We start from the raw sequence: 19,343 nt of genomic DNA on the forward strand, positions 1-19,343 counted from the left end.
AGGTCCCGGATTTTGTGCGGAATGTCTCTCACCTAGCGTGTTGCGCGCCTGCTAGCGCGCGATCTTGCCTGGATAATGACGCTGTGAACGGACTGCTGATGCGCTTTCTCGGGCACTCGACGGTCCGGATGGAGCTGGCGGGGCGAGTCGTGCTCACCGACCCCGTGCTCACTCACAGCGTCGGTGGGCTCACCCGGGTCGCCGCGCCGCTGCCGCGCGAGACCTGGGCGGGCGTGGATCTCGTGCTGATCTCCCATCTCCACGGCGACCACCTGCACCTGCCTTCGTTGCGCAAGCTCGGCCGGGACGTGCCGGTCGTCGTCCCGCGCGGGGCCGGGGATTGGTTGCGGCGCCGAGGTTTCTCCGCCGTCCGTGAGATCGGTCTCGGTGAAACGGTGACCGAGGCCGGGCTGAAGGTCACCGCGGTGCCCGCGAAGCACTCCGGGCACCGGTGGGGCCCGCGGTTCACGCACGGCCCGCAGGCGCCCGCGATCGGGCACCTCGTGGAGGCCGGCGGGGTCCGCGTCTACAACTCGGGGGACACCGACCTCTTCGACGACATGGCCGGGTTCGGCCCGCTCGACGTCGCGCTGCTGCCGGTTTGGGGCTGGGGGCCGAACCTCGGGCCGGGGCACCTCGATCCCGAGCGCGCGGCCGAAGCCGTCCGGCTGCTGCGACCGAAGGTGACGGTGCCGGTGCACTGGGGAACCCTTGCGGTGCCGGGGATCGCGCGCACCCGCCGGATGCGGGAGCTGCTGGTGACCCCGCCGCGCCGGTTCGCCGCGGCCGCGGCCGGGGAGACGGAGGTGCTCGTGACGGAGCCGGGTGATCGAGTGGCGCTGCGCGAGGGCACCGAGGTGGGCGAGTGAACTGGACCGACCCGGCGTCGATCGGCTACCCCACCCTGTTCCTCGGTGTCCTCATCGGATCGATCGTGCCGATCGTGCCCACGGGCGCGGTCGTCGGCGCGGCGGCCGCGGTGGCGATGACCACCCCGCACCTGACTCTGCCGCTGGTCCTGCTGCTCGCCACGCTCGGCGCGGCCGGTGGCGACCTGATCACGTTCGCGATCGCGCGGCTCGGCGGCGACGCGGCCGTGCGCTGGCTCGCGCGAGGGCAGCGGGAGGACAGGCTGGCCGGCGCGAGAGAGCGCTTTCGCCGCAAGGGCTGGCAGCTCATCGTCGTCGGCAGGCTCATCCCGGCTGGGCGGATCCCGGTACTGCTCGCCGCCGGCGCGGTGTCGTATCCCTGGCGCAGACTGGTGCCCGCCACGCTGGCGGCCTGCGTGCTGTGGGCGGTCGCGTACGCGTTGCTGGGGGTGGTCAGTGGTGGCATCTTCGACTCGCCGCTGATCGCGACGCTGCTGGCCGCCGTGCTGGTGCTGGCCGTGACGGGTGTGGTGAACCTGGTGGCGAAACGGCGTCGTGACAAGGCGAAGGAGCGTCAGGGGGAAACGAAGGTGGGGTCATGACGGAAGCGGAGCGGGGCCGTCTCCTGCGGCGTGGGCGGACGGCCGCACGGGTGGTCCTGGTGTGGCTCACCGTCGCGCTTTCCCTGCACGGGCTGGACCTGTGGCTCGACGGCTTCTCGATGCCGCAGTGGTGGCAGCCGATCGTGTGCGCGCTGCTGCTGGGTGTGCTGACCAGTGTGGTGTGGCCGCTGGTGCTGCGGATCGCGTTGCCGCTGGCGCTGTTCACCCTCGGCATCGGCAGTTTCCTCGTGCTGGGCGCGGGCGCGTTCGCCGCGCTGGCCGCGGTGCCCGGCGTCGAAGTCGACGGGCTGCGCACGGCGGTGCTGGTCGTGGTCGGGATCTCGGCGGTCAACGTCGTGGTCAGCAGCGTGCTCGCGATCGACGAGGACGAGATCTTCTTCCGGCGTGCCGCGCGCAGCAGTAAACGGCGTCGGCCCGAGCTGGCCGGTGACGTGCCTCCCGGCGTCATCTTCCTGCAGGTGGACGGCCTCGGCTACGACGTCGTGCGCCGCGCGGTGCGGGACGGGGACATGCCGACGCTGGCCCGGTGGCTGGCGCGGGACACCCACAACCTGACCCAGTGGCAGACCGACTGGAGCTCGCAGACCGGCGCGAGCGTGTCCGGCATCCTGCACGGGTCGAACTACGACATCCTCGGTTTCCGTTGGTACGAAAAGGATCGCGACCATGTGATGGCGTGCGCGCACCCGAAGGACGCGGCCGAGATCGAGCGGCGGCATTCCGACGGGCGCGGGCTGCTGGCGGTGGACGGGGCGAGTCACGGGAACCTGTTCACCGGCGACGCCCCGCACTACAGCCTCACGATGAGCGCGGTTTCGGTGTTGCTGCCCAAGGGTTTGCGCCGCCGCCGGATGGACCGGATCGGCGCCGGATACTACGCGTACTTCGCCAATCCGGTGAACGCTGTGCACACCCTGTTGTCGGCGCTGGTGGACGTGGGCCGCGAACTCTCCGCAGCCGCAAGGCAACGGCGGGCCCGGGTGCACCCGCGAGTCAAGCGCGGCGGGATCTACCCCTTGGCGCGCCCGGGAACCACGGTCATCGCCCGCGACGTCACGGTGTCGGCAGTGCTGGAGGACATGCTTTCCGGCCGTTCCGTGGTGTACGCGGACTTCCTCGGCTACGACGAGGTGGCCCACCACTCGGGCATCGAGCGGTTCGATTCACTGGCCGTGCTGCGCGCGATCGACCAGCAGATCGGGCGGCTGCACAGGGCCAGCAGGCTCGCGCCGCGGCGGTACCACCTCGTCGTCTTGTCGGATCACGGGCAGACGCAGGGCTGGGCGTTCGCCGACAGGTTCGGTGAGTCGATCGAGGAGTGCGTCGGGCGGCTGTGCGGATCGGAGGCCGAAAGCCCGCCCTCGGGCGGGCTGATCGCGCAACGTCTACGTGACCGGTCACGGCGCGCCGGACGCATCGAGCACAAGCCGTCCCTGGACCGCACCGGGCCGAGCGAGGTCAAACGCGTGGCGCCCGGGGTGGTCGTGACGGTCTCGGGGCATGTCGCGATGGTCTCCTTCACCGACCACGAAGGCCGGGTGGAACTGGAAACGATCGAGCGCGAGTACCCAGAGTTGTTGCCCGCGCTGGTGGATCACGCCGGCGTGGGCTTCATGCTGGTGCGCAGCAAGGAGTTCGGGCCGGTCGTGCTGGGGCGCGATGGTTTGCACCGGCTGGCAACGGGTTTCGTGGTCGGGGACGATCCGATCGCGCACCTGAACCCGCACGCGGCGGACCTCATCAAGCGCGTCGACACGTTCCCGCACTGCGCGGACATCATGATCAACAGCCGCTACGACCCGGAGACCGACGAGGCTTCCCCCTTCGAACCACATGTCGGTTCGCATGGCGGTTTCGGTGGCCCGCAGGAACGGGGTTTCCTGATCTACCCGCGCGAGTTCGAGTCACCGGGCGAGCTGGTCGGCGCGGAGTCGCTGCACAAGCTTTTCCGTTTGTGGCTGACAAAGCTGGGCCACGAGGAACCCGCGTAGCGAAGCGGGGGTCTTTGAACCCGACCGAGTTGGTGGTCATCCCGTCGCCTGCCCTGGCCCTCATACCGCTACCGCAGGCGACGGGATGACCACCGACGCAACCACCCACTTGCGGTGAGTGGATCTGCGAAACCCCTTGTTATCCCGGAGCCAGCCTCCCCGGCGAGGGGCTTCTTTGTCTTTTCCCCTCGGCTTTGCTTTGGCTCGGCTTGGGACAGCAACGGACGCGCGCAGGGCGCGCTAGGGGACCCCTCCGCCGCCCCGATCTCGGAGTATTTGCGGTTCCGGGGGTTTGTCAAGGTACTCTTTCCCGCCTTGACAAACCCCCGGAACCGCAAAAGCAGGCTGGGGATCGGAGCGGCGGAGGGGTGTGGTCGTCGGGACGGCTCGCTTCGCGTTGCCGGGTGACGGTTCCGGGGTGGTCATCGGGAGTGCCCGGCTTTCGCTGCCGGGTGACGGTTGGTGTGGGGCGGTCGTGGGGTGGCTCGCGTTGCATCGCCGGGAACCAGCTACCGGCCAACACATCGACGCCGGGGGCCAACTCGCGCGCGGGAGGGGCCAACACGCGGACGGGAGGTGGCGCGCTCAGCTACCGAAGACCGCTGTCACGCCGCCTAGGTCACCCATGTTCGCGAAGACCGTGTCGCCTGGCTTGACCGGGAATGCGCGGGTCATCGAGCCGGGCAGGATGACGTGGCCTGGTTCCAGATCGATGCCGAGCGGGCCGACCGTGTTCGCCAGCCACACCAGGGCGTTCACGGGCGAGCCAAGGACCGCCGCGCCCGCGCCGGTCGCTACGAGCTCACCGCCCAGTTGCAGGGTGCAGCCCGTCAGCCGCAGGTCCACATCGGACAGTGCGGTCGGCTTGCTGCCCAGCACGACACCGCCCGAGGAGGCGTTGTCGGCGATGGTGTCGACGATCGAGATTTTCCAGTCGGTGATCCGCGAGTCCACGATCTCCAGCGCGGGGACGACGAACTCCGTAGCACGGATCGCGTCGGCCACCGTGACGCCGGGGCCCGAGAGCTTCTTGCCCAGTACGAAGGCGATCTCGGGCTCGATGCGTGGCTGCAGGTACGCGCCGGCGGGGATCGGGTGGTGCTCGAGGTGGAACATGTCGCTCAGCAGATGCCCGTAGTCCGGCTGGTCGACACCCATCTGCTCCTGCATCGCCCGCGAGGCCAGCCCGACCTTGTGGCCCTTGATGATCTGCCCGCGCTCCACCCAGGTGCGCACCTGCTCCTGCTGGATCCGGTACGCGTCCTCGACCGTCGCCCCGGGCTGGGAGTCGATCACCGGCGCCGTCGGCTCACCCTTGGCATAGGCCAGCAGCAACCGATCAGCAACCTCGCGCACCACAGCAGATTCCATACCCGAGACCTTGGCTGCCCTGCCCCTCCGGCGCAACCCGCCCGTCCCGCTCACCGGCACGAAAAAGCCGGGCCCGCCAAGACGGCGGACCCGGCTCTTCCGGCCACTGACTACGGCAGCGCGAGGAACGCCCGGCCGTTCGGCGAACCCAGGCCGGTGACGTTGTCGTACCCGGCCGTCGTGTGGATCGACAGGCTCGGGTAGTCGAACGTCCTGGCCGAGGTGATCAACCCACCCGAAGCGTCCACCAGGTTGGCGTAGTCCACCCGCTGCACGGCACCGTCCACGTGCCGCACGTCGTTGATGGCGGGCGTACGCGAAGCGACCTGGTAGGCCAGCGGGTTGATGAACCCGTGACGCGAATGCGACAGGCTGTCCGAGACAGCCATGACACCCGCGATCACCGGCGAGGCGAGGCTCGTCCCGCCGATGCGGTACTGGTCGTAGTACACGCCGTCGGGGAAGGTCTGCGTCTGGCCGATCAGGAACCCGGTGTTCGGGTCGGCCACCGCCGACACGTCGGGCACCACGCGGCCCTTGGCCTTCCCGTGCTGGTTTTGCGTCGACAGCGCGTCCGGCACCACGCCCCGCTGGTAGAACGGCTGATCGAACAGCACGCTGGTACCACCACCGGCACCGGAGGTGAACGCACCGGGCGGACCGGGCACGTACGCGCCGTTGGTCAGCGTGCTCTTGCCGGTCTCCCAGCCGGTTTCGAAGATCTGCCTGCCGTCCTTGCCGACCGCCAGCGAGGTGCCGCCGACCGCCGTCACCCACGGGTCCGAAGCCGGGAAGTCGGCCGACGGGTGCCCGAGGTTGGCGGCCTCGTCCCCGCTGTCACCGGACGAGAAGTACACGCCGATGCCTTCCAGCACGGCCTGCAGCGCGATCTGGTTCCACACCCGGACCTCGGAGGCCGGGATGTCCTCACCCGCGTCGCCATAGGAGTTGGACACGATGTCGGCCTTGTGCCCGGCGACGATCCAGTTCAGCGACTCGTCCAGCGAAGCGTCCTGGCAGTCGGAGGCACCGACGTAGAGGATGTTCGCGCCAGGGGCCATGGCGTGCACGGCCTCGACGTCGAGGGTCTGCTCGCCGTACCAGCCGGCGGCGTCACACTGGTCCGGCGGCTCCATGTCCGGGTTCGTCGGGAAGATCTTCTCCGAGAACTGGGACTTCTTCAGCGGGTTGCTCGGGTCGTTCCGCTTGGCGTACTCGGCCGCGTCCGCGTAGAGCGTCGGCGAGGCGAAGGCGTCCACGATCGCGACGGTCGCGCCGCTGCCGTTGGCGCCGGCCTTGTCCACCCCGTAAGCCGAACGCAGCTGCGACGGGGTGTAGCCGCAGGGCGCGTACGGCAGGTTCTTGCCGCCGTAGGCCGGGTCCGTGGTGTCGGTCTTCTCCCCGTAGTACGTGCTGCACGGCGGGGCGTTGCGGAACCCGTCCGAGGGCGGCACGTCGTTCGGCGTGCCGTCGGTGTGCGAGGGCTGGAGCAGGTTGGTGGCCTGGTCCACGCCGACGACGCCGAGCACGTCGGCCGCCAGCGCGGTGGGCACCGACAGCTCCTTGTCCGCGGCACGCAGCGTCTGGCCTTCGACCTTGTACTTGGCGAGCTCGACGCTGAACGCCTTCTCCACCTGGTCGGTCGTGCCGGTCGCTTCGACGTAGGCCTTGTTCGAAGGCACCTCGCCGATCGCGAACCCGCTGCCGGCGAGCCAGTCGCGCACCGCGCTCACGGTGGAGTCGTCGGCGGCGAACTGGTTTCGCACCTGGTCCGTGCTCAGGTACTGCTGGTACGTCTTGCTCGACGGGTCGCTGACCGCCTGCGCGGCGGCCTCGGCGCCAGCCTGGTCGCGCATCGTCAGGTACACGCGGAAGTTCAGCTTCGACGACGGCGCCGCGTCGGCGACCTTCGCCTGCGGAACGGCCCACCGCGGATGGGACAACGGGATCACCGCGCGTCCCTGCGCGGACGCCGTCGCCGGCACCGCCGCGGTCACACCGCCCGCGAGGGCGAGCGAAACGAACAGGGTCAGAGCTCTTCGCACTGGAGGCTTCCCCTCTGCCAATGTAGGGCGGAACTGCGAGGAGATTAGGCCGGTTATTCGCCTGAGGGAAGAAAAAACTGACGAAAGAAGGGGAATTCCGCGACGGTGGACAGAAAAGTCCGGTTCCCCCACTTAGTCGGGAACCGGGCAAATCGTGCCTATGGGAAACGGCCGTGCTCCGTGACCACCGCTAACACCAGTTCCGCTGGCGTGACGTCGAAGGCCGGATTGAACGCCTTCGCGCCCGCGGGCGCGACCGGGGTACCCCCGGCGGAGGTCACCTCCGCGTCGGCCCGCTCCTCGAGGACGATCCCGGCGCCGTCCGGCAGCTCGGCGTCCACAGTGGACTGTGGTGCCACGACGACGAACGGGACGCCGTGCCGGTCGGCGGCCAGCGCGAGCGGGTACGTCCCGATCTTGTTGGCCACGTCCCCGTTCGCGGCGATCCGGTCCGCCCCGACGACGACGCAGTCCACCATCCCGCGCGCGATCGCCGACGCCGCGGCGGAGTCGGGCAGCACCCGGTACGGCACCCCGGCCTCGGCCAGTTCCCACGCCGTGAGCCGGGAACCCTGCAGCAGCGGGCGGGTTTCGTCGGCGAGCACGTACTCGATCTGCCCCGCTTCGTGGAGATGCCAGACCACACCGAGCGCGGTGCCCCAGCCGACCGTCGCGAGCCTGCCCGCGTTGCAGTGCGTCAGCAGCCGGAGCGGGCGCCGCGGGCAGCGGGCGAGGATCAGTTCGGCGGCGTTCGCGGACGCCTGCCGGTTGGTCCGTTCGTCTTCGTCGAGTACGGCTTTCGCCTCAGCCAGCACGCTTTCCGGCCCGCCGGGCAGTTTCGCCAGCGCCCGCCGCACGCCCCACCCGAGGTTGACCGCCGTGGGCCTGGCGCGCGCGACCCGCTCCGCGTCGGCCTCCACCGCGCCGACGTCTCCGCCGTGCCGCAACGCCGACAGCGCGACACCGAGCGCTCCGGCCGCGCCCAGCGCCGGGGCGCCGCGCACGGCGAGCCGCTGGATCGCGGAAATCAGCTCGTCCACGGTCTCCAGCCGCAGCAGCCGGAACTCCCGTGGCAGCGCGGTCTGGTCGATGATCACCACGGCGCCGTCGGCCCAGTCGATGGTTCGCTGCATGCTCCCCATTGAACTCGACGGCGGCCCCGCCGGGGCTTAGCGTGGTTCGATGACCGGTCGTACGAAGTATCTGCTGGACGAAGCGGACCTCCCGACGCGCTGGTACAACGTCGTCGCGGACCTCGCCGAGCCGCCGCCCCCGCCCCTGCACCCCGGCACCGGTGAACCGGTCGGGCCCGACGACCTCGCCCCGCTGTTCCCCCAGGCGCTCATCGCGCAGGAGGTCACTGCGGATCGTTATGTCGATATCCCCGAAGAGGTGCTCGACGTCTACCGCCTCTGGCGCCCGTCGCCGCTGTACAGGGCGCGCAGGCTGGAGAAGGCGCTCGGCACCCCGGCGCGGATCTACTACAAGTACGAGGGCGTCAGCCCGGTCGGCTCGCACAAGCCGAACACCGCCGTGCCACAGGCTTTCTACAACGCGGCCGAGGGCGTGCGGCGGCTGACGACGGAGACCGGCGCCGGGCAGTGGGGCAGCGCGCTCGCGTTCGCGTCCGCCACCTTCGGGCTCGAGTGCGAGGTCTGGCAGGTGCGTGCCTCCTACGACCAGAAGCCCTACCGCAAGATCATGATGGAGACCTTCGGCGCGAAGCTGCACCCGAGCCCGTCGGAGGAGACGGCGTCCGGCCGCGCGGTGCTGGCCGAGCACCCGGACTCCACGGGCAGCCTCGGCATCGCGATCAGCGAGGCGGTGGAGAAGGCGGCGGCCGACCCGGACGCCCGCTACGCGCTGGGCAGCGTGCTCAACCACGTGCTGCTGCACCAGACGGTGATCGGCGAGGAGGCGCTCAAGCAGTTCGAGCTGGCGGAGGACACGCCGGACCTGATCGTCGGCTGCACCGGCGGCGGGTCGAACTTCGGCGGGCTCGCTTTCCCGTTCCTGCGGGAGAAACTCGCCGGCCGGATCGCGCCGGAGATCCTCGCGGTCGAGCCCTCGGCGTGCCCGTCGCTGACGAGGGGCAAGTACGCCTACGACTTCGGCGACACCGCCGGGCTCACCCCGCTGCTGAAGATGCACACCCTCGGCCACGAGTTCATCCCGGACCCGATCCACGCCGGTGGCCTGCGCTACCACGGGATGTCGCCGCTGCTGTCGCACATCTACGAGCTGGGCCTGATCGGCGCGGTCGCGATCCCGCAGCAGGAATGCTTCGCCGCCGGGGTCCGCTTCGCCCGCAGCGAGGGCATCATCCCGGCGCCGGAGCCGACGCACGCGCTCGCCGCGTGCGTGCGAGAGGCGTTGCGCTGCAAGGAAACCGGGGAGGAGAAGGTGATACTGACCGCGCTCTGCGGGCACGCGCACCTCGACCTGCCCGCGTATGCGGCGTACCTGTCCGGCGACATGGTGGACAACGAGCTGCCGGATTCCGTGCTGGCGGAGGCGCTCGCGAGCGTCCCGGCCGGGTGATGCGCGCCTGGAGAGTGTCCCGGCCCGGGCTGCGGGAGGAGGACGAGCCCGTCCCCGAGCCGGGCGAGGGCGAGCTGCTGGTGAAGGTGCTCGCGTGCGGGGTCTGCCGGACGGATCTGCACGTGACGGAGGGCGATCTGCCGACGCACCGGCCGGCGGTCGTGCCGGGGCACGAGGTGGTCGGCGAGGTCGTCGGGACCGGCGAGCGGGTCGGCATCGCGTGGCTGCGGTACACCTGCGGGGTGTGCCGCTTCTGCCGCCGTGGCGCGGAAAACCTGTGCCCCGAGTCGCGCTACACGGGTTGGGACGCCGATGGCGGCTACGCCGAGTACGCCGTGGTCCCGGAGGCGTACGCGTATCCGTTGCCCGAGGGCTATTCCGACGTCGAGCTGGCGCCGCTGTTGTGCGCGGGCATCATCGGCTACCGCGCGCTGCGCCGCGCCGCGCTGCCCGAGGGCGGGCGGCTCGGCATCTACGGCTTCGGCGCCAGCGCGCACCTGGCCGCGCAGGTCGCGATCGCGGAAGGCGCCGAGGTGCACGTGTTCACGCGCAGCGCCAAGGCCCGTGAGCTGGCGCTGGAACTCGGGGCCGCCTCGGCGGGTTCGGTGGCCGAGCCGGGCTCGCTCGACTCGGCCGTCCTGTTCGCGCCCGCGGGCGAGCTCGTGCCGCCCGCGTTGGAGGCGCTCGATCGGGGCGGAACCCTTGCGGTGGCGGGTATCCATCTGTCCGACGTGCCGGTGCTGAACTACCAGCGGCACCTGTTCCAGGAACGTCAGCTGCGCAGCGTCGCCTCGAACACCCGCGAGGACGGCCGCGGCTTCCTGGACTTCGCCGCACGCCACCGGCTCCGGATCACCACGCGGCCGTACTCGCTGAAGGCCGCCGACACGGCGCTGGCCGATCTGGCGGGCGGGCGCGTCACGGGCGCGGCGGTGCTCGTGCCATGAGCGAAGATCCGTCGCTGACGTACACGTCGTACTTGGCGCTGAACGAAATTCTCGGCGCGCAGCGGCCGCGTTCGGCCGAGCACGACGAGATGCTGTTCATCGTCATCCACCAGGTCTACGAGCTGTGGTTCAAACAGCTCCTGCACGAGCTGGCCTTCCTGCAGCGCTGCCTCGCCGACGGCGACACCGCCCACGCCATCCGCACCCTGCGCCGGATCCTGACCGTGCTCAAGGTGGTGGTGGCGCAGATCGACGTACTGGAGACGATGACGCCCGGCCAGTTCACCAGCTTCCGAGCACGGCTCGACGCGGCGAGTGGCTTCCAGTCCGCGCAGTTCCGTGAGCTGGAAGCGGTGCTGGGGCGGCGCTCTTTCGCGCACTTCCCGGCGGACCCGCAGGCCAGGGCCCGGATCGAGGCCGCCATGTCCAGGCCCTCGCTGTTCGACTCGTTCCTGACCTACCTCGCGGGCGAGGGGTACGACATCGCGGGCGACAGGCGTCAGCTGCTGCTTCGCGTCTACCGCGACGATGCGGGTCCGGCGGTGGTCGCGGAGCATCTCGTGGACCTCGACGAGGGGATCCAGGAATGGCGCTACCGGCACGTCAAGATGGTGGAGCGCACGATCGGTGACAAGTCCGGCACCGGCGGTTCCTCCGGCGCCGGCTACCTGCGGGAAACGTTGTTCCGGCCCGTTTTCGCGGAACTCTGGGCGGTGCGGGCGGACCTGTGAGTGTGGGACGCTACCGGTAGGGCACCGACGCGGGGATGATCTTCCCGTCGCCCGCCGACAACTCCATCCACGGTCAGGCGCCACAAGCGTCCTGCCCGATCCGAAAGGGAGCCACCACCTTGACCGAAGGTGTATTCGGCCGGGAAACCGGCCATGAGCAGGTCGTGCACTGCCAGGATCCGGTGACCGGCCTGAAGGCGATCATCGCCGTCTACTCCACCGCGCTGGGCCCCGCGCTCGGCGGCACCAGGTTCTACCCGTACGCCCGTGAGGAAGACGCGCTGACCGACGTGCTCGCGCTGTCGAAGGGCATGGCCTACAAGAACGCGCTCGCCGGGCTCGACCTCGGCGGCGGCAAGGCCGTCATCATCGGAGATCCCGCCAAGGACAAGAGCGAGGCGCTGCTGCGCGCCTACGGCCGGTTCGTGCAGTCGCTCGGCGGCCGCTACATCACGGCCTGCGACGTGGGCACCTACGTGGCCGACATGGACGTGGTGGCGCGCGAGACGAAGTACGTCACCGGCCGTTCCCCCGACGACGGCGGCGCCGGCGATTCCTCCGTGCTCACCGCTTTCGGCGTCTTCCAGGGCATGCGCGCGGCGGCCGGGCACCGGTGGGGCACCACGGACCTGGCGGGCAGGCGGGTCGGTGTCTCCGGCGTCGGCAAGGTCGGGTTCATCCTCGTCGGGCACCTCGTGGACGCGGGCGCGCACGTGGTGGTCACCGACGTGTCCGGCGCGGCGATCGACAGGGTCAGGGCGGCGCATCCCGGCGTCGAGGTGGTGCCGGACGCGGAAACGCTGGTCCGCACCCCGCTGGACGTCTTCGCCCCGTGCGCGCTCGGCGGCGCGCTGAACGACGAGACGGTCCCGGTGCTGGCAACGGAAATCGTTTGCGGAGCGGCGAACAACCAGCTGGCGCATCCGGGTGTGGAGAAGCAGCTCGTGGATCGCGGGATCCTCTACGCGCCCGACTACCTGGTGAACGCGGGCGGCGTGATCCAGGTGAGCGACGAGCTGCACGGGTTCGACTTCGCCCGCGCGAAACGCAAGGCCACCGCCATCTTCGACACCACGAAGGCCGTGTTCGCGCTCGGCGACGCGGAGGGCGTGCCGCCTGCCACGGCGGCGGACAGGCTCGCCGAACGGCGGATGTCCGAGGTCGGCAGGCTGCGGAGCATCCTGCTGCCCTGATCCCCGAACGGTTGCGGCGCCTGGCTTTCCCGGCGCCGCAACCGTTCGCGGTGTTCTTGAATATCGGTCAAGCGGTGGGAAGTCCCTGCCGCGCAACAAGATCGCGATCCGCGGATGCGGATCCGTAGCGGCTTTCCCGCCGCGTCAGCGGAAGTGAAACGTCCTATCCGGACTTACGGCGGAACGTGCGCTTGTTGGCCGCCGGCCCTTGCGCGTGCTGGTTCTTGGCGCCGCCGTCCTCGTGCGGGTTGCCGGAACGGTTGTGTGCCTGCTTACGTTCCAGTGCCGCGCGGAACTTTCGTTTGAGATCGTCCTCGGGATCGCCGGACGGGGGCGGAGTATCGGGCATGTCGGCCTCCAGGGTGCGCAAGACCCGCTCAGCCTGGCACGACGGCGACCGCTTGGCGAGTCGATTTCGCCACACCGCGGAGAAACTGGCAGCCTGCCAGTAACCGGCGAGAGAAAGGCTAGTGTTACCGCCATGGCGAACTCTGCTGCGCTGCCCGGCCGCCCGCGTTCGCGGGACGCGGCGGGGCTGCCCGCCGTCACCCCGGCCCGCATCATCGATGCGGCGCTGGAGCTGACCGCGCGGCACGGCCTCTCCAACTGGACGCTTCGTCAGCTGGCCGGGGCTGTGGAGGCCTACCCGGCGGTGATCTACCACCACGTCGGCGACCGCGAGGCCGTGGTCACCGCCGTCGTGGACCGGGTGATCGGGATGTATCCGGTGCCGCCGGCGGAGCTGCACTGGCGCGAGTGGTTCCGCACGCTGTTCACCGAGCTGCGTGCCGTGCTGACCCAGTATCCCGGCGTGGCAAGGAGATTGTCGGTCGCGGGCCCGACGGTGCACGCCGCGGCCGAGACCGTGGACCGCGGTGTCCGGGTGCTGCAGGCGGCCGGGTTCGGCCACGACAGCCCGGTGGTCTACCGCTTCCTGTCCAACGCCGTCTGCCTGTTCGTCTCGGTCGAGGACGACCAGCGGAGCCAGCCGGAAGTGATCGCCCGCAACATCGCCGAGTGGAGCGGATACCGCGACAACGCCGAGCTGCCCGGGATGGCCGCGATGAGCCAGTCCGTGCACGAGCTGACCACCGACCCGGCCATCCGGGAGAACTACTTCGGCGACCTCTTCCAGTTCGCGATGGAGCGCTGCCTCGACGGCGTCGCCGCGAGGCTGGCCGTGGTCAAGGACAGGTGATCTTGGGCTGCGGGTTGTACCGCACCGTCCGGGTTTCGCGCTTCACTTCCCGGCCCGTGGCCGCGTCGCGCAGCACCCGGGTGTCGGTGGTGGTGAAGCCCGGCGCCCCGTTCGACGCGTGGCAGTTCTGGGCTGGGCCCGGCTTCTCCGTCGGGTCGACGGGGTTGACCCGTTGCCCCGGCACGGATTCGACCGTGTAACGCTTGGTGCCCCACAGCTTCACGGTGATCGACGACGGCGACCAGATCGTCTGGATGGCGATCCCGGTGTCGGAGTCGTTGGTGAACTTCAAGTCGATCACGCTGGAGCCGTCCGGGTTCTGGAAGACCGTCGCCTCGCGCGCCGCCGGGTACCGGCTGATGTAGTAGCTGTGCTCCTTGTGCCCGGCGTCCTTCATCCCGCCGAAGTACGCCGCGTTGTACAGCGTGGTGGCGAACTGGGAGATCCCGCCGCCGACCTCGCGCCCCGGCGCGCCGTTCTCGATCACGCCCGCTTCGACGTAGCCCTGCGGCGCCCCGCGCGGGCCGGTGAACCCGTTGAGGCTGAAGGTTTCCCCCGGTTTGACGATGGCGCCGTTCACCTTCGCCGCCACCGTGCGGATGTTCACCCCGGAGTCGGCCGCGAAGCCGCCGGTGGTGAACTCGCCGACCACTTCCTTGATGCCGAGCCCGTTGGCCTGCTCGGTGGTGACCTTCGCGGGCGCGTTGACGTACTTCGCCGTCAGCTCACGCTGCCCGCCCTGCTTCAGCAGATCCGGGAGCGGTTGCAGCGTCGGATCCCAGTCCACGCCCTTGCCGTCCACCGAGGGCTCCACCGACGGTTTGCCGCCGGAGAACACGACCTGCGCGTCCTTGCCCTGTTTCTCGGTGGATTTCAGTTGCGGCGCCGCGGCTTCGACGATTTTCGCATTGTCCACTTTGGGCACCAGCGCACCGTCGACGGGCTCGAACCGCAGCGCGGTGGCGATCGCGGCCGGTGCCACCTTCGCGTCCGCGCCCTCGCCGTGGATCAGCACGGGGCCGGACACGGCGGGCTCGGCGTACTCGTGCAATGCCTTCTGCACGACCTCCGACGTGATCGTCACCGGGGTCTGCTGCACCGGCAGCTCCACCGGACGGCCCGAGGCCCAGTGTTCGAGCATCGCGCCGGTGGCCGCGTCGACGTTCAGGACCTGGCCCTGTTTCGGTTCCACCGCAAGGGGTTTCGCGCCCTCGAAGCGGATCCCGCCCTCGGCGGGTTCGCGGTCCACCTTGGCGCGCAGGTTTTCCAGCGTGTTGGCCAGCTGGGCGCGATCGCCCTGGGTGACCACGCCGACCTCGCGGCTGGTGAAGAACGACGTGATCCGGGTGAACGGGTTCGCGGGCTGCGCGCCCGCCTGGTCCAAAGTGGACGCCCAGTCCAGTGACAGCCCGGCGCGTGCCGGTTCGACCGTGGTGTGCACGTCCCCGGCCGTGACCGCCACCGGCTGGGAAAGCCGCGGGCCGATCTGCTCGCGCAGCCGCTCCTCGGCGTCGGCCCGCTTGAGCCCGCCGACGTCGACCCCGGCCACCGTCACCCCCCGCGGGACGTTGCCCTGGCTGACCAGCAGATCCACGGCGTAGAGCGCGACGAACACGCCCAGCACGGAGCCCGCGATGATGGCGGCCCGGCGCAGCGTGCGGTTCGGGCGCTTCGGCGCGGGGTCGGGCTCGACCTTCGGCAGGACCTCGGTGACGGGCTCGAGGAGGTCGGTCTGCTCGGGATCGGTCGTGGGCCACCCAGGCTCGTGCGGCACGGCTCTTCCTCCAGGTCCGGGAAACGGACAACCGGGATGAAGGTTACGTGCGCGGTGCACCGCGGCCCGATTCGGGTAGACCTGTGGGCATGCGGTTACTGATCGTCGCGGACACGCACGTGCCCAAGCGCGCCCGCGCGCTGCCGGACGAGGTCTGGCGCCACGCCGAATCCGCCGACGTCGTCGTGCACGCGGGCGACTGGGTCGAACTGTCGCTGCTGGACGAGTTCGAGGCCCGCTCGAAACGCCTGATCGGCGTCTACGGCAACAACGACGGCCCGGAGCTGCGAGCCCGGCTGCCCGAGGTCGCGCGGGCGGAGCTGGACGGGCTGCGGCTGGCCGTGGTGCATGAGACCGGCGCGGCGACGGGCCGGGAGAAGCGCTGCGCGGAGCAGTTCCCGGACGCCGACGTGCTCGTGTTCGGGCACAGTCACATCCCGTGGGACACGGTGGCGGACAACGGTTTGCGCCTGCTCAACCCTGGTTCGCCGACCGACCGCAGGCGGCAGCCGGAGTGCACGTACCTGACCGCGTCGATCGAACGCGGCGAGCTGACCGACGTAGAGTTGCACGGCCTGCCGCGGCGCTGATCGCCCCGGCGCGCTCAGGGCGCGACGCGGAACATCATCCCGGCGTCGACGAGCCGGGCCAGCAGCGCGTCACCCATCGCGGCGGCGGTGGTGACCTGCCCGGCGATCGGCTTGAGGTCGTCGAAAGCCAGGCACAGTCCGGATTCGCCGAGCATCTTCGCCGTCTCGCCGTAGCCGGGGTCGCCGCCGGCCACTTCGGTGACCACGCGTTTCCCGCCGCCCTCGCCGAGGAAGCGCACCTTGAACCAGGCGCGCTCACGCTCCTCCTCGGTCGGGCCCTCACCGGGTTTGCGGATGTTGGCCAGCGCCCGGCGGGCGGGCGGCACCTGGGCCAGTACGACGATGGCGGCCAGTCCCGCGGCCGCGCCGATGACCGTCGGTAAGCGCTTCACCGAGGCGAAGTGGCGGTAGGAGAAGTCAGGCCCGTAGGCATCCAGCAGCGCGGCCGAGCGCGCGACGATCTGCGGGTCGATGGTGGTCAGCGGTACCTGCCAGCGGCCGTCTTTGGCGTCGCGGTGCGGTTTCCCGATGATCGCGCGCACCCGGCGGCCCGCCGGTTTCGGCTCGGCCTTCGCCCGTTCCCGCGCCGCGCGAGCCATCGGCAGCAGGCGCGCGGCGGCTGTCAGCGCGGAGTTGTAGGTGCCGCCGGAGAAGGTGCCGCCCACCCGGACGTGCCCGCTGATCCGGATCGGGGTGTCCTTCGGCAGGTGTTTGAGCGTGTAGAAGACGCCGAGGTCGTAGGGGATGGAGTCGAACCCCGCGGCGTGGATGATCCGCGCGCCGGTCTGCTGGGCCTTGGCGTGGTAGCGGACGTACATCTTGTCGAAGAACTCCGGCTCGCCGCACAGGTCGAGGTAGTCCGTGCCCGCGTCCGCGCAGGCCGCGACGAGCGGCTCGCCGTATTCGACGTAGGGCCCGACGGTGGTGATGACGACCCGAGCGGCCCGGGCCACGTCGCGAAGCGAGTCCGGCTTCGTGATGTCGGCCTGCAGCAGGTCGAGCTCCGCGCACCGGGGCTCGATCGCCGCGAGTTTCTCGCGGAGCGCCTCCAGCTTCGCCGGGTCGCGCCCGGCCAATGCCCACCGGCACGACTCGGGCGCGTTTCTGGCGAGGTACTCCGCGGTCAGCCCGCCGGTGAAGCCGGTCGCGCCGAACAGGACCAGGTCGTAGCCGCGCTGCTCTGCCATGCGGGCCACCATACCGGGAGTATGTACTCGCCAGTAGATCCCGGCCCGCCCCGGATCGAAGGACTTTCATGGCAGGCTCGCGGTATGGCAGACCGCACCTTCGAGTACTTCGAGGACTACGTCCCGGGCACGACGCACGAGTTCGGGACGATCAAGGTGACCGAGGCGGAGATCCTCGAGTTCGCCACGAAGTACGATCCGCAGCCGTTCCACATCGACCCGGCCGCCGCCGCGGAGAGCCCGTACGGCGGGCTGATCGCGAGCGGCTGGCACACCGCGAGCCTGATGATGCGGCTGCTGGCGGACAACTACCTGTCCAAGGTCGCGAGCCTCGGCAGCCCCGGGATCGACGAGCTGCGCTGGCTCAAACCGGTCCGGCCCGGCGACGAACTGCGAGTGCGGGTGACAGTGCTGGAGGCGCGGCCGTCGAAGTCCAAGCCCGACCGCGGTCTCGTGCACAGCCGGATCGAGCTGTTCAATCAGGACGGTGAGCGCGTCTTCCAGGCGATCGCGCTCAACTTCCTTTCGCGGCGGCCGTAAAGGTGGACCGGGCGGCGAGGATGGTGCCATGCGCACCATCACGCCGGTCCCGGTCGGACACCCCGATGCCGTGGCGGTCCTCCGTGCCTACATCGGCGACATCGCCGGCCGCTATTACGGCCGCCCGGCCACCGAGGCCGAGATCGAGCAGGCGCTCGCCGACGAGCCGAGTGATCATCTTCAGCCGCCGGGCGGGCTGTTCCTGATGGCTGTCGTGGACGGCAGTGCCGCGGGCTGCGTCGGCGTGCATTCGGTCGACGAGCGCGTCGCCGAGCTGAACCGGCTCTTCGTCCAGCCCGCCTTCCGCGGCCAGGGGCTGGGCGAGGAACTCTTGCGTGCGGCGGAAGAAGCGGCGCGCGGGCTCGGCGCCGGGGTGATGCGTTTGGACACCCGGACCGATCTCACCGAAGCGCGGTCCCTCTACGCCAAACACGGCTACCGCGAGACGCCGCATTACACCACGGGGCCCTACGTCGACCACTGCTTCGAAAAGTCACTCTCACCACAGGTGTAGCGCGAATCGAACATGGGTAGTCCGTCCGCGCAAGCACGTCGCGGAGGAGTCATGATGGCGGACACGTCCCGGTTGCCCACCCCCGTCGCGGAGACCTGGGAATGGCAGCGCAACGGTAATTGCCGGAACCTCGACAGCTCGGTCTTCTTCCATCCTGACGGAGAACGCGGGTTCGCGCGAGCCGACCGCATTGCCAGGGCGAAGCGGGTCTGCATGTCCTGCCCGGTGATCGTGGAGTGCAGGCACCACGCGCTCACGGCGGAGGAGCCGTTCGGGGTCTGGGGTGGCCTCGACGAAACGGAGCGGCGCGCGGCGATCAACCACCGCAAGCAGTTGCTCGACGAGAAGGAACTGGCTTCGGCCACCTGAGGTGGCGGAGCACGATCGGCGTCGGCGGGTGCGGGCCGCCGGCGCTGATCAGGGAGCTACGGTTCGGTGCCGGGAACGAGATCGCCGTCGCGGGTGATCATGTTCCGCAGTTTGGACAGCGCCCGGTGCTGGGTGACCCGGACGTTGCCGGCCGAGATGTCCAGTGCCTCGGCGGTTTCGTTGGCCGACAGGCCGACGATCAACCGCAGCGTGAGGATCTCCTGCTGCAGCGCGGGCAGCGTGGCTATCAGCTTCGCCAGCCTGCTGCCGAGGTCACCGTCGAGCACGTGTTTCTCCGGCTCGTTGTCCGCCAGCGGGCGTTCCGGCAGCTCGGCAACGGGATCCGAGCGGTCGCGGGACACCAGCCGGTAGGCGTCGGCCACCTTGTTGGACGCGATCGCGTGCACCAGGTAGAGGAACGAGCCGCCCCGGTCCTGGTAGTTCGGCAACGCGTGCAACACCGCGAGGCACACCTCTTGCGCGACGTCGTCGGCGGAGAGGTACGAGAGGTCCCGGCCGCCTAAGCGGGCGCGGCAATATCGCACGGCGACCGGGGTGATCATGGAAATCAGCCTGGCCACGGCGGCGGGGTCCCCGGTCGCCGCCTCCTTGACCACGGGGTCGAGCTCTTCCTTCGTCAGCCGCGAGGACGGGCCTCGCGGAAACGACTGCGGGGTGGTGAATCCCGGCTCCGTGGGCTCTGTGCGCACAGGAGTGCTCGGCGGGACTCGTGTTCTCATAGTCGGCTCCCCAACGACAATGGTGACCCTGCGACCGGTCGCGGTCGGGGCCCCACTCATAGTCACAATCGGTGAGCGGACACTCCCTGAAGGTCCCTGCCGACCCGCTTCCGATGCGAC

General features: G+C 70.1%; 19 protein-coding genes. 12 read left to right on the top strand and 7 right to left on the bottom strand.

Going from position 1 to position 19,343, the window contains the following annotated elements; translation table 11 throughout:
• Positions 1-83: 83 nt before the first annotated feature.
• The 3 genes from FPZ12_RS04325 to FPZ12_RS04335 are packed head-to-tail and all read left to right on the top strand — an operon-like array spanning position 84 to position 3,483.
• Positions 84-869 (top strand): MBL fold metallo-hydrolase, encoded by a 786-nt coding sequence (locus FPZ12_RS04325; protein WP_144760879.1) that lies wholly within the window; start codon positions 84-86, stop codon positions 867-869.
• On the top strand, positions 866-1,471 hold the full coding sequence (locus FPZ12_RS04330) for a DedA family protein (protein WP_144760876.1): 606 nt from the start codon (positions 866-868) through the stop codon (positions 1,469-1,471). The genes FPZ12_RS04325 and FPZ12_RS04330 overlap by 4 nt, the downstream gene beginning before the upstream one ends.
• On the top strand, positions 1,468-3,483 hold the full coding sequence (locus tag FPZ12_RS04335) for a phage holin family protein (protein ID WP_144760873.1): 2,016 nt from the start codon (positions 1,468-1,470) through the stop codon (positions 3,481-3,483). Before FPZ12_RS04330 ends, FPZ12_RS04335 begins: the two co-directional genes overlap by 4 nt.
• 585 nt (positions 3,484-4,068) lie before the next feature.
• Here FPZ12_RS04335 and FPZ12_RS04340 read toward each other — a convergent pair.
• The 3 genes from FPZ12_RS04340 to mtnA form a co-directional block, all read right to left on the bottom strand.
• A complete protein-coding gene (locus tag FPZ12_RS04340) occupies positions 4,069-4,854 on the bottom strand; it encodes a 2-keto-4-pentenoate hydratase (RefSeq protein ID WP_144745642.1) in 786 nt (261 codons plus the stop codon).
• Positions 4,855-4,964: 110 nt separating this feature from the next.
• Positions 4,965-6,899, bottom strand: coding sequence for a S53 family peptidase (locus FPZ12_RS04345; RefSeq protein WP_144745643.1), 1,935 nt, complete (start codon positions 6,897-6,899; stop codon positions 4,965-4,967).
• A 158-nt stretch (positions 6,900-7,057) separates the two neighbouring features.
• A complete protein-coding gene (gene mtnA, locus FPZ12_RS04350) occupies positions 7,058-8,032 on the bottom strand; it encodes an S-methyl-5-thioribose-1-phosphate isomerase (protein ID WP_166462568.1) in 975 nt (324 codons plus the stop codon).
• A gap of 49 nt (positions 8,033-8,081) precedes the next feature.
• On the opposite strand from mtnA, the gene FPZ12_RS04355 reads away from it, so the two are divergent.
• The 4 genes from FPZ12_RS04355 to FPZ12_RS04370 all read left to right on the top strand — a co-directional run bounded on the left by FPZ12_RS04355 (position 8,082) and on the right by FPZ12_RS04370 (position 12,311).
• The gene (locus tag FPZ12_RS04355; protein ID WP_144745645.1) at positions 8,082-9,440 is read left to right on the top strand and encodes a TrpB-like pyridoxal phosphate-dependent enzyme; all 1,359 of its coding nucleotides are present in this window, start codon (positions 8,082-8,084) and stop codon (positions 9,438-9,440) included.
• Complete coding sequence (locus FPZ12_RS04360) at positions 9,440-10,387, top strand: zinc-binding alcohol dehydrogenase family protein (protein ID WP_144745646.1); 948 nt, start codon at positions 9,440-9,442, stop codon at positions 10,385-10,387. Before FPZ12_RS04355 ends, FPZ12_RS04360 begins: the two co-directional genes overlap by 1 nt.
• Entirely contained in the window at positions 10,384-11,118 is a 735-nt protein-coding gene (locus FPZ12_RS04365; RefSeq protein WP_144745647.1) for a tryptophan 2,3-dioxygenase, read from the top strand. The genes FPZ12_RS04360 and FPZ12_RS04365 overlap by 4 nt, the downstream gene beginning before the upstream one ends.
• A 119-nt stretch (positions 11,119-11,237) precedes the next feature.
• Entirely contained in the window at positions 11,238-12,311 is a 1,074-nt protein-coding gene (locus FPZ12_RS04370; RefSeq protein ID WP_144745648.1) for a Glu/Leu/Phe/Val family dehydrogenase, read from the top strand.
• Positions 12,312-12,474: 163 nt separating this feature from the next.
• On the opposite strand, the gene FPZ12_RS04375 is transcribed toward FPZ12_RS04370, so the two are convergent.
• A complete protein-coding gene (locus FPZ12_RS04375; RefSeq protein ID WP_144745649.1) occupies positions 12,475-12,660 on the bottom strand; it encodes a DUF5302 domain-containing protein in 186 nt (61 codons plus the stop codon).
• 132 nt (positions 12,661-12,792) lie between these two features.
• Between FPZ12_RS04375 and FPZ12_RS04380 the strand changes: the two genes are divergently transcribed.
• Positions 12,793-13,509, top strand: a complete 717-nt coding sequence (locus FPZ12_RS04380; protein WP_144745650.1) for a TetR/AcrR family transcriptional regulator — start codon at positions 12,793-12,795, stop codon at positions 13,507-13,509.
• On the opposite strand, the gene FPZ12_RS04385 is transcribed toward FPZ12_RS04380, so the two are convergent.
• Positions 13,496-15,283, bottom strand: coding sequence for a VanW family protein (locus FPZ12_RS04385; RefSeq protein ID WP_144745651.1), 1,788 nt, complete (start codon positions 15,281-15,283; stop codon positions 13,496-13,498). The genes FPZ12_RS04380 and FPZ12_RS04385 overlap by 14 nt on opposite strands.
• 89 nt (positions 15,284-15,372) lie before the next feature.
• Between FPZ12_RS04385 and FPZ12_RS04390 the strand changes: the two genes are divergently transcribed.
• Positions 15,373-15,873, top strand: coding sequence for a metallophosphoesterase family protein (locus FPZ12_RS04390; protein ID WP_144745652.1), 501 nt, complete (start codon positions 15,373-15,375; stop codon positions 15,871-15,873).
• 14 nt (positions 15,874-15,887) lie between these two features.
• Here FPZ12_RS04390 and FPZ12_RS04395 read toward each other — a convergent pair whose 3' ends face one another.
• The gene (locus tag FPZ12_RS04395) at positions 15,888-17,060 is read right to left on the bottom strand and encodes a saccharopine dehydrogenase family protein (protein WP_144745653.1); all 1,173 of its coding nucleotides are present in this window, start codon (positions 17,058-17,060) and stop codon (positions 15,888-15,890) included.
• An 84-nt stretch (positions 17,061-17,144) separates the two neighbouring features.
• Here FPZ12_RS04395 and FPZ12_RS04400 point away from each other — a divergent pair, with 84 nt between their 5' ends.
• From FPZ12_RS04400 to FPZ12_RS04410, 3 genes are read left to right on the top strand one after another with little or no spacing between them, the layout of a single operon-like run.
• Complete coding sequence (locus tag FPZ12_RS04400) at positions 17,145-17,600, top strand: MaoC family dehydratase (RefSeq protein ID WP_144745654.1); 456 nt, start codon at positions 17,145-17,147, stop codon at positions 17,598-17,600.
• A 28-nt stretch (positions 17,601-17,628) separates the two neighbouring features.
• Positions 17,629-18,114 carry a GNAT family N-acetyltransferase gene (locus FPZ12_RS04405; RefSeq protein ID WP_144745655.1) on the top strand — a complete coding sequence of 162 codons (486 nt, stop codon included), beginning with the start codon at positions 17,629-17,631 and terminating at the stop codon, positions 18,112-18,114.
• 54 nt (positions 18,115-18,168) lie between these two features.
• Entirely contained in the window at positions 18,169-18,483 is a 315-nt protein-coding gene (locus FPZ12_RS04410; protein ID WP_144745656.1) for a WhiB family transcriptional regulator, read from the top strand.
• 56 nt (positions 18,484-18,539) lie between these two features.
• On the opposite strand, the gene shbA is transcribed toward FPZ12_RS04410, so the two are convergent.
• Positions 18,540-19,223 (bottom strand): RNA polymerase sigma factor ShbA, encoded by a 684-nt coding sequence (gene shbA / locus FPZ12_RS04415; RefSeq protein ID WP_208025740.1) that lies wholly within the window; start codon positions 19,221-19,223, stop codon positions 18,540-18,542.
• Between the last annotated feature and the right edge of the window lie 120 nt (positions 19,224-19,343).

The organism is Amycolatopsis acidicola (assembly GCF_007713735.2).
In the GTDB taxonomy this organism is placed as follows: Bacteria; Actinomycetota; Actinomycetes; order Mycobacteriales; family Pseudonocardiaceae; genus Amycolatopsis_E; species Amycolatopsis_E acidicola.

Excerpts from the sequence above, each read along its gene's own strand:
- FPZ12_RS04335 (WP_144760873.1), top strand. The coding sequence starts at position 1,468 with ATGACGGAAGCGGAGCGGGGCCGTCTCCTGCGGCGTGGGCGGACGGCC.
- FPZ12_RS04340 (WP_144745642.1), bottom strand. The coding sequence starts at position 4,854 with ATGGAATCTGCTGTGGTGCGCGAGGTTGCTGATCGGTTGCTGCTGGCC.
- mtnA (WP_166462568.1), bottom strand. The coding sequence starts at position 8,032 with ATGCAGCGAACCATCGACTGGGCCGACGGCGCCGTGGTGATCATCGAC.
- FPZ12_RS04355 (WP_144745645.1), top strand. The coding sequence starts at position 8,082 with ATGACCGGTCGTACGAAGTATCTGCTGGACGAAGCGGACCTCCCGACG.
- FPZ12_RS04360 (WP_144745646.1), top strand. The coding sequence starts at position 9,440 with ATGCGCGCCTGGAGAGTGTCCCGGCCCGGGCTGCGGGAGGAGGACGAG.
- FPZ12_RS04365 (WP_144745647.1), top strand. The coding sequence starts at position 10,384 with ATGAGCGAAGATCCGTCGCTGACGTACACGTCGTACTTGGCGCTGAAC.
- FPZ12_RS04375 (WP_144745649.1), bottom strand. The coding sequence starts at position 12,660 with ATGCCCGATACTCCGCCCCCGTCCGGCGATCCCGAGGACGATCTCAAA.
- FPZ12_RS04380 (WP_144745650.1), top strand. The coding sequence starts at position 12,793 with ATGGCGAACTCTGCTGCGCTGCCCGGCCGCCCGCGTTCGCGGGACGCG.
- FPZ12_RS04390 (WP_144745652.1), top strand. The coding sequence starts at position 15,373 with ATGCGGTTACTGATCGTCGCGGACACGCACGTGCCCAAGCGCGCCCGC.
- FPZ12_RS04395 (WP_144745653.1), bottom strand. The coding sequence starts at position 17,060 with ATGGCAGAGCAGCGCGGCTACGACCTGGTCCTGTTCGGCGCGACCGGC.
- FPZ12_RS04400 (WP_144745654.1), top strand. The coding sequence starts at position 17,145 with ATGGCAGACCGCACCTTCGAGTACTTCGAGGACTACGTCCCGGGCACG.
- FPZ12_RS04405 (WP_144745655.1), top strand. The coding sequence starts at position 17,629 with ATGCGCACCATCACGCCGGTCCCGGTCGGACACCCCGATGCCGTGGCG.
- FPZ12_RS04410 (WP_144745656.1), top strand. The coding sequence starts at position 18,169 with ATGGCGGACACGTCCCGGTTGCCCACCCCCGTCGCGGAGACCTGGGAA.
- shbA (WP_208025740.1), bottom strand. The coding sequence starts at position 19,223 with ATGAGAACACGAGTCCCGCCGAGCACTCCTGTGCGCACAGAGCCCACG.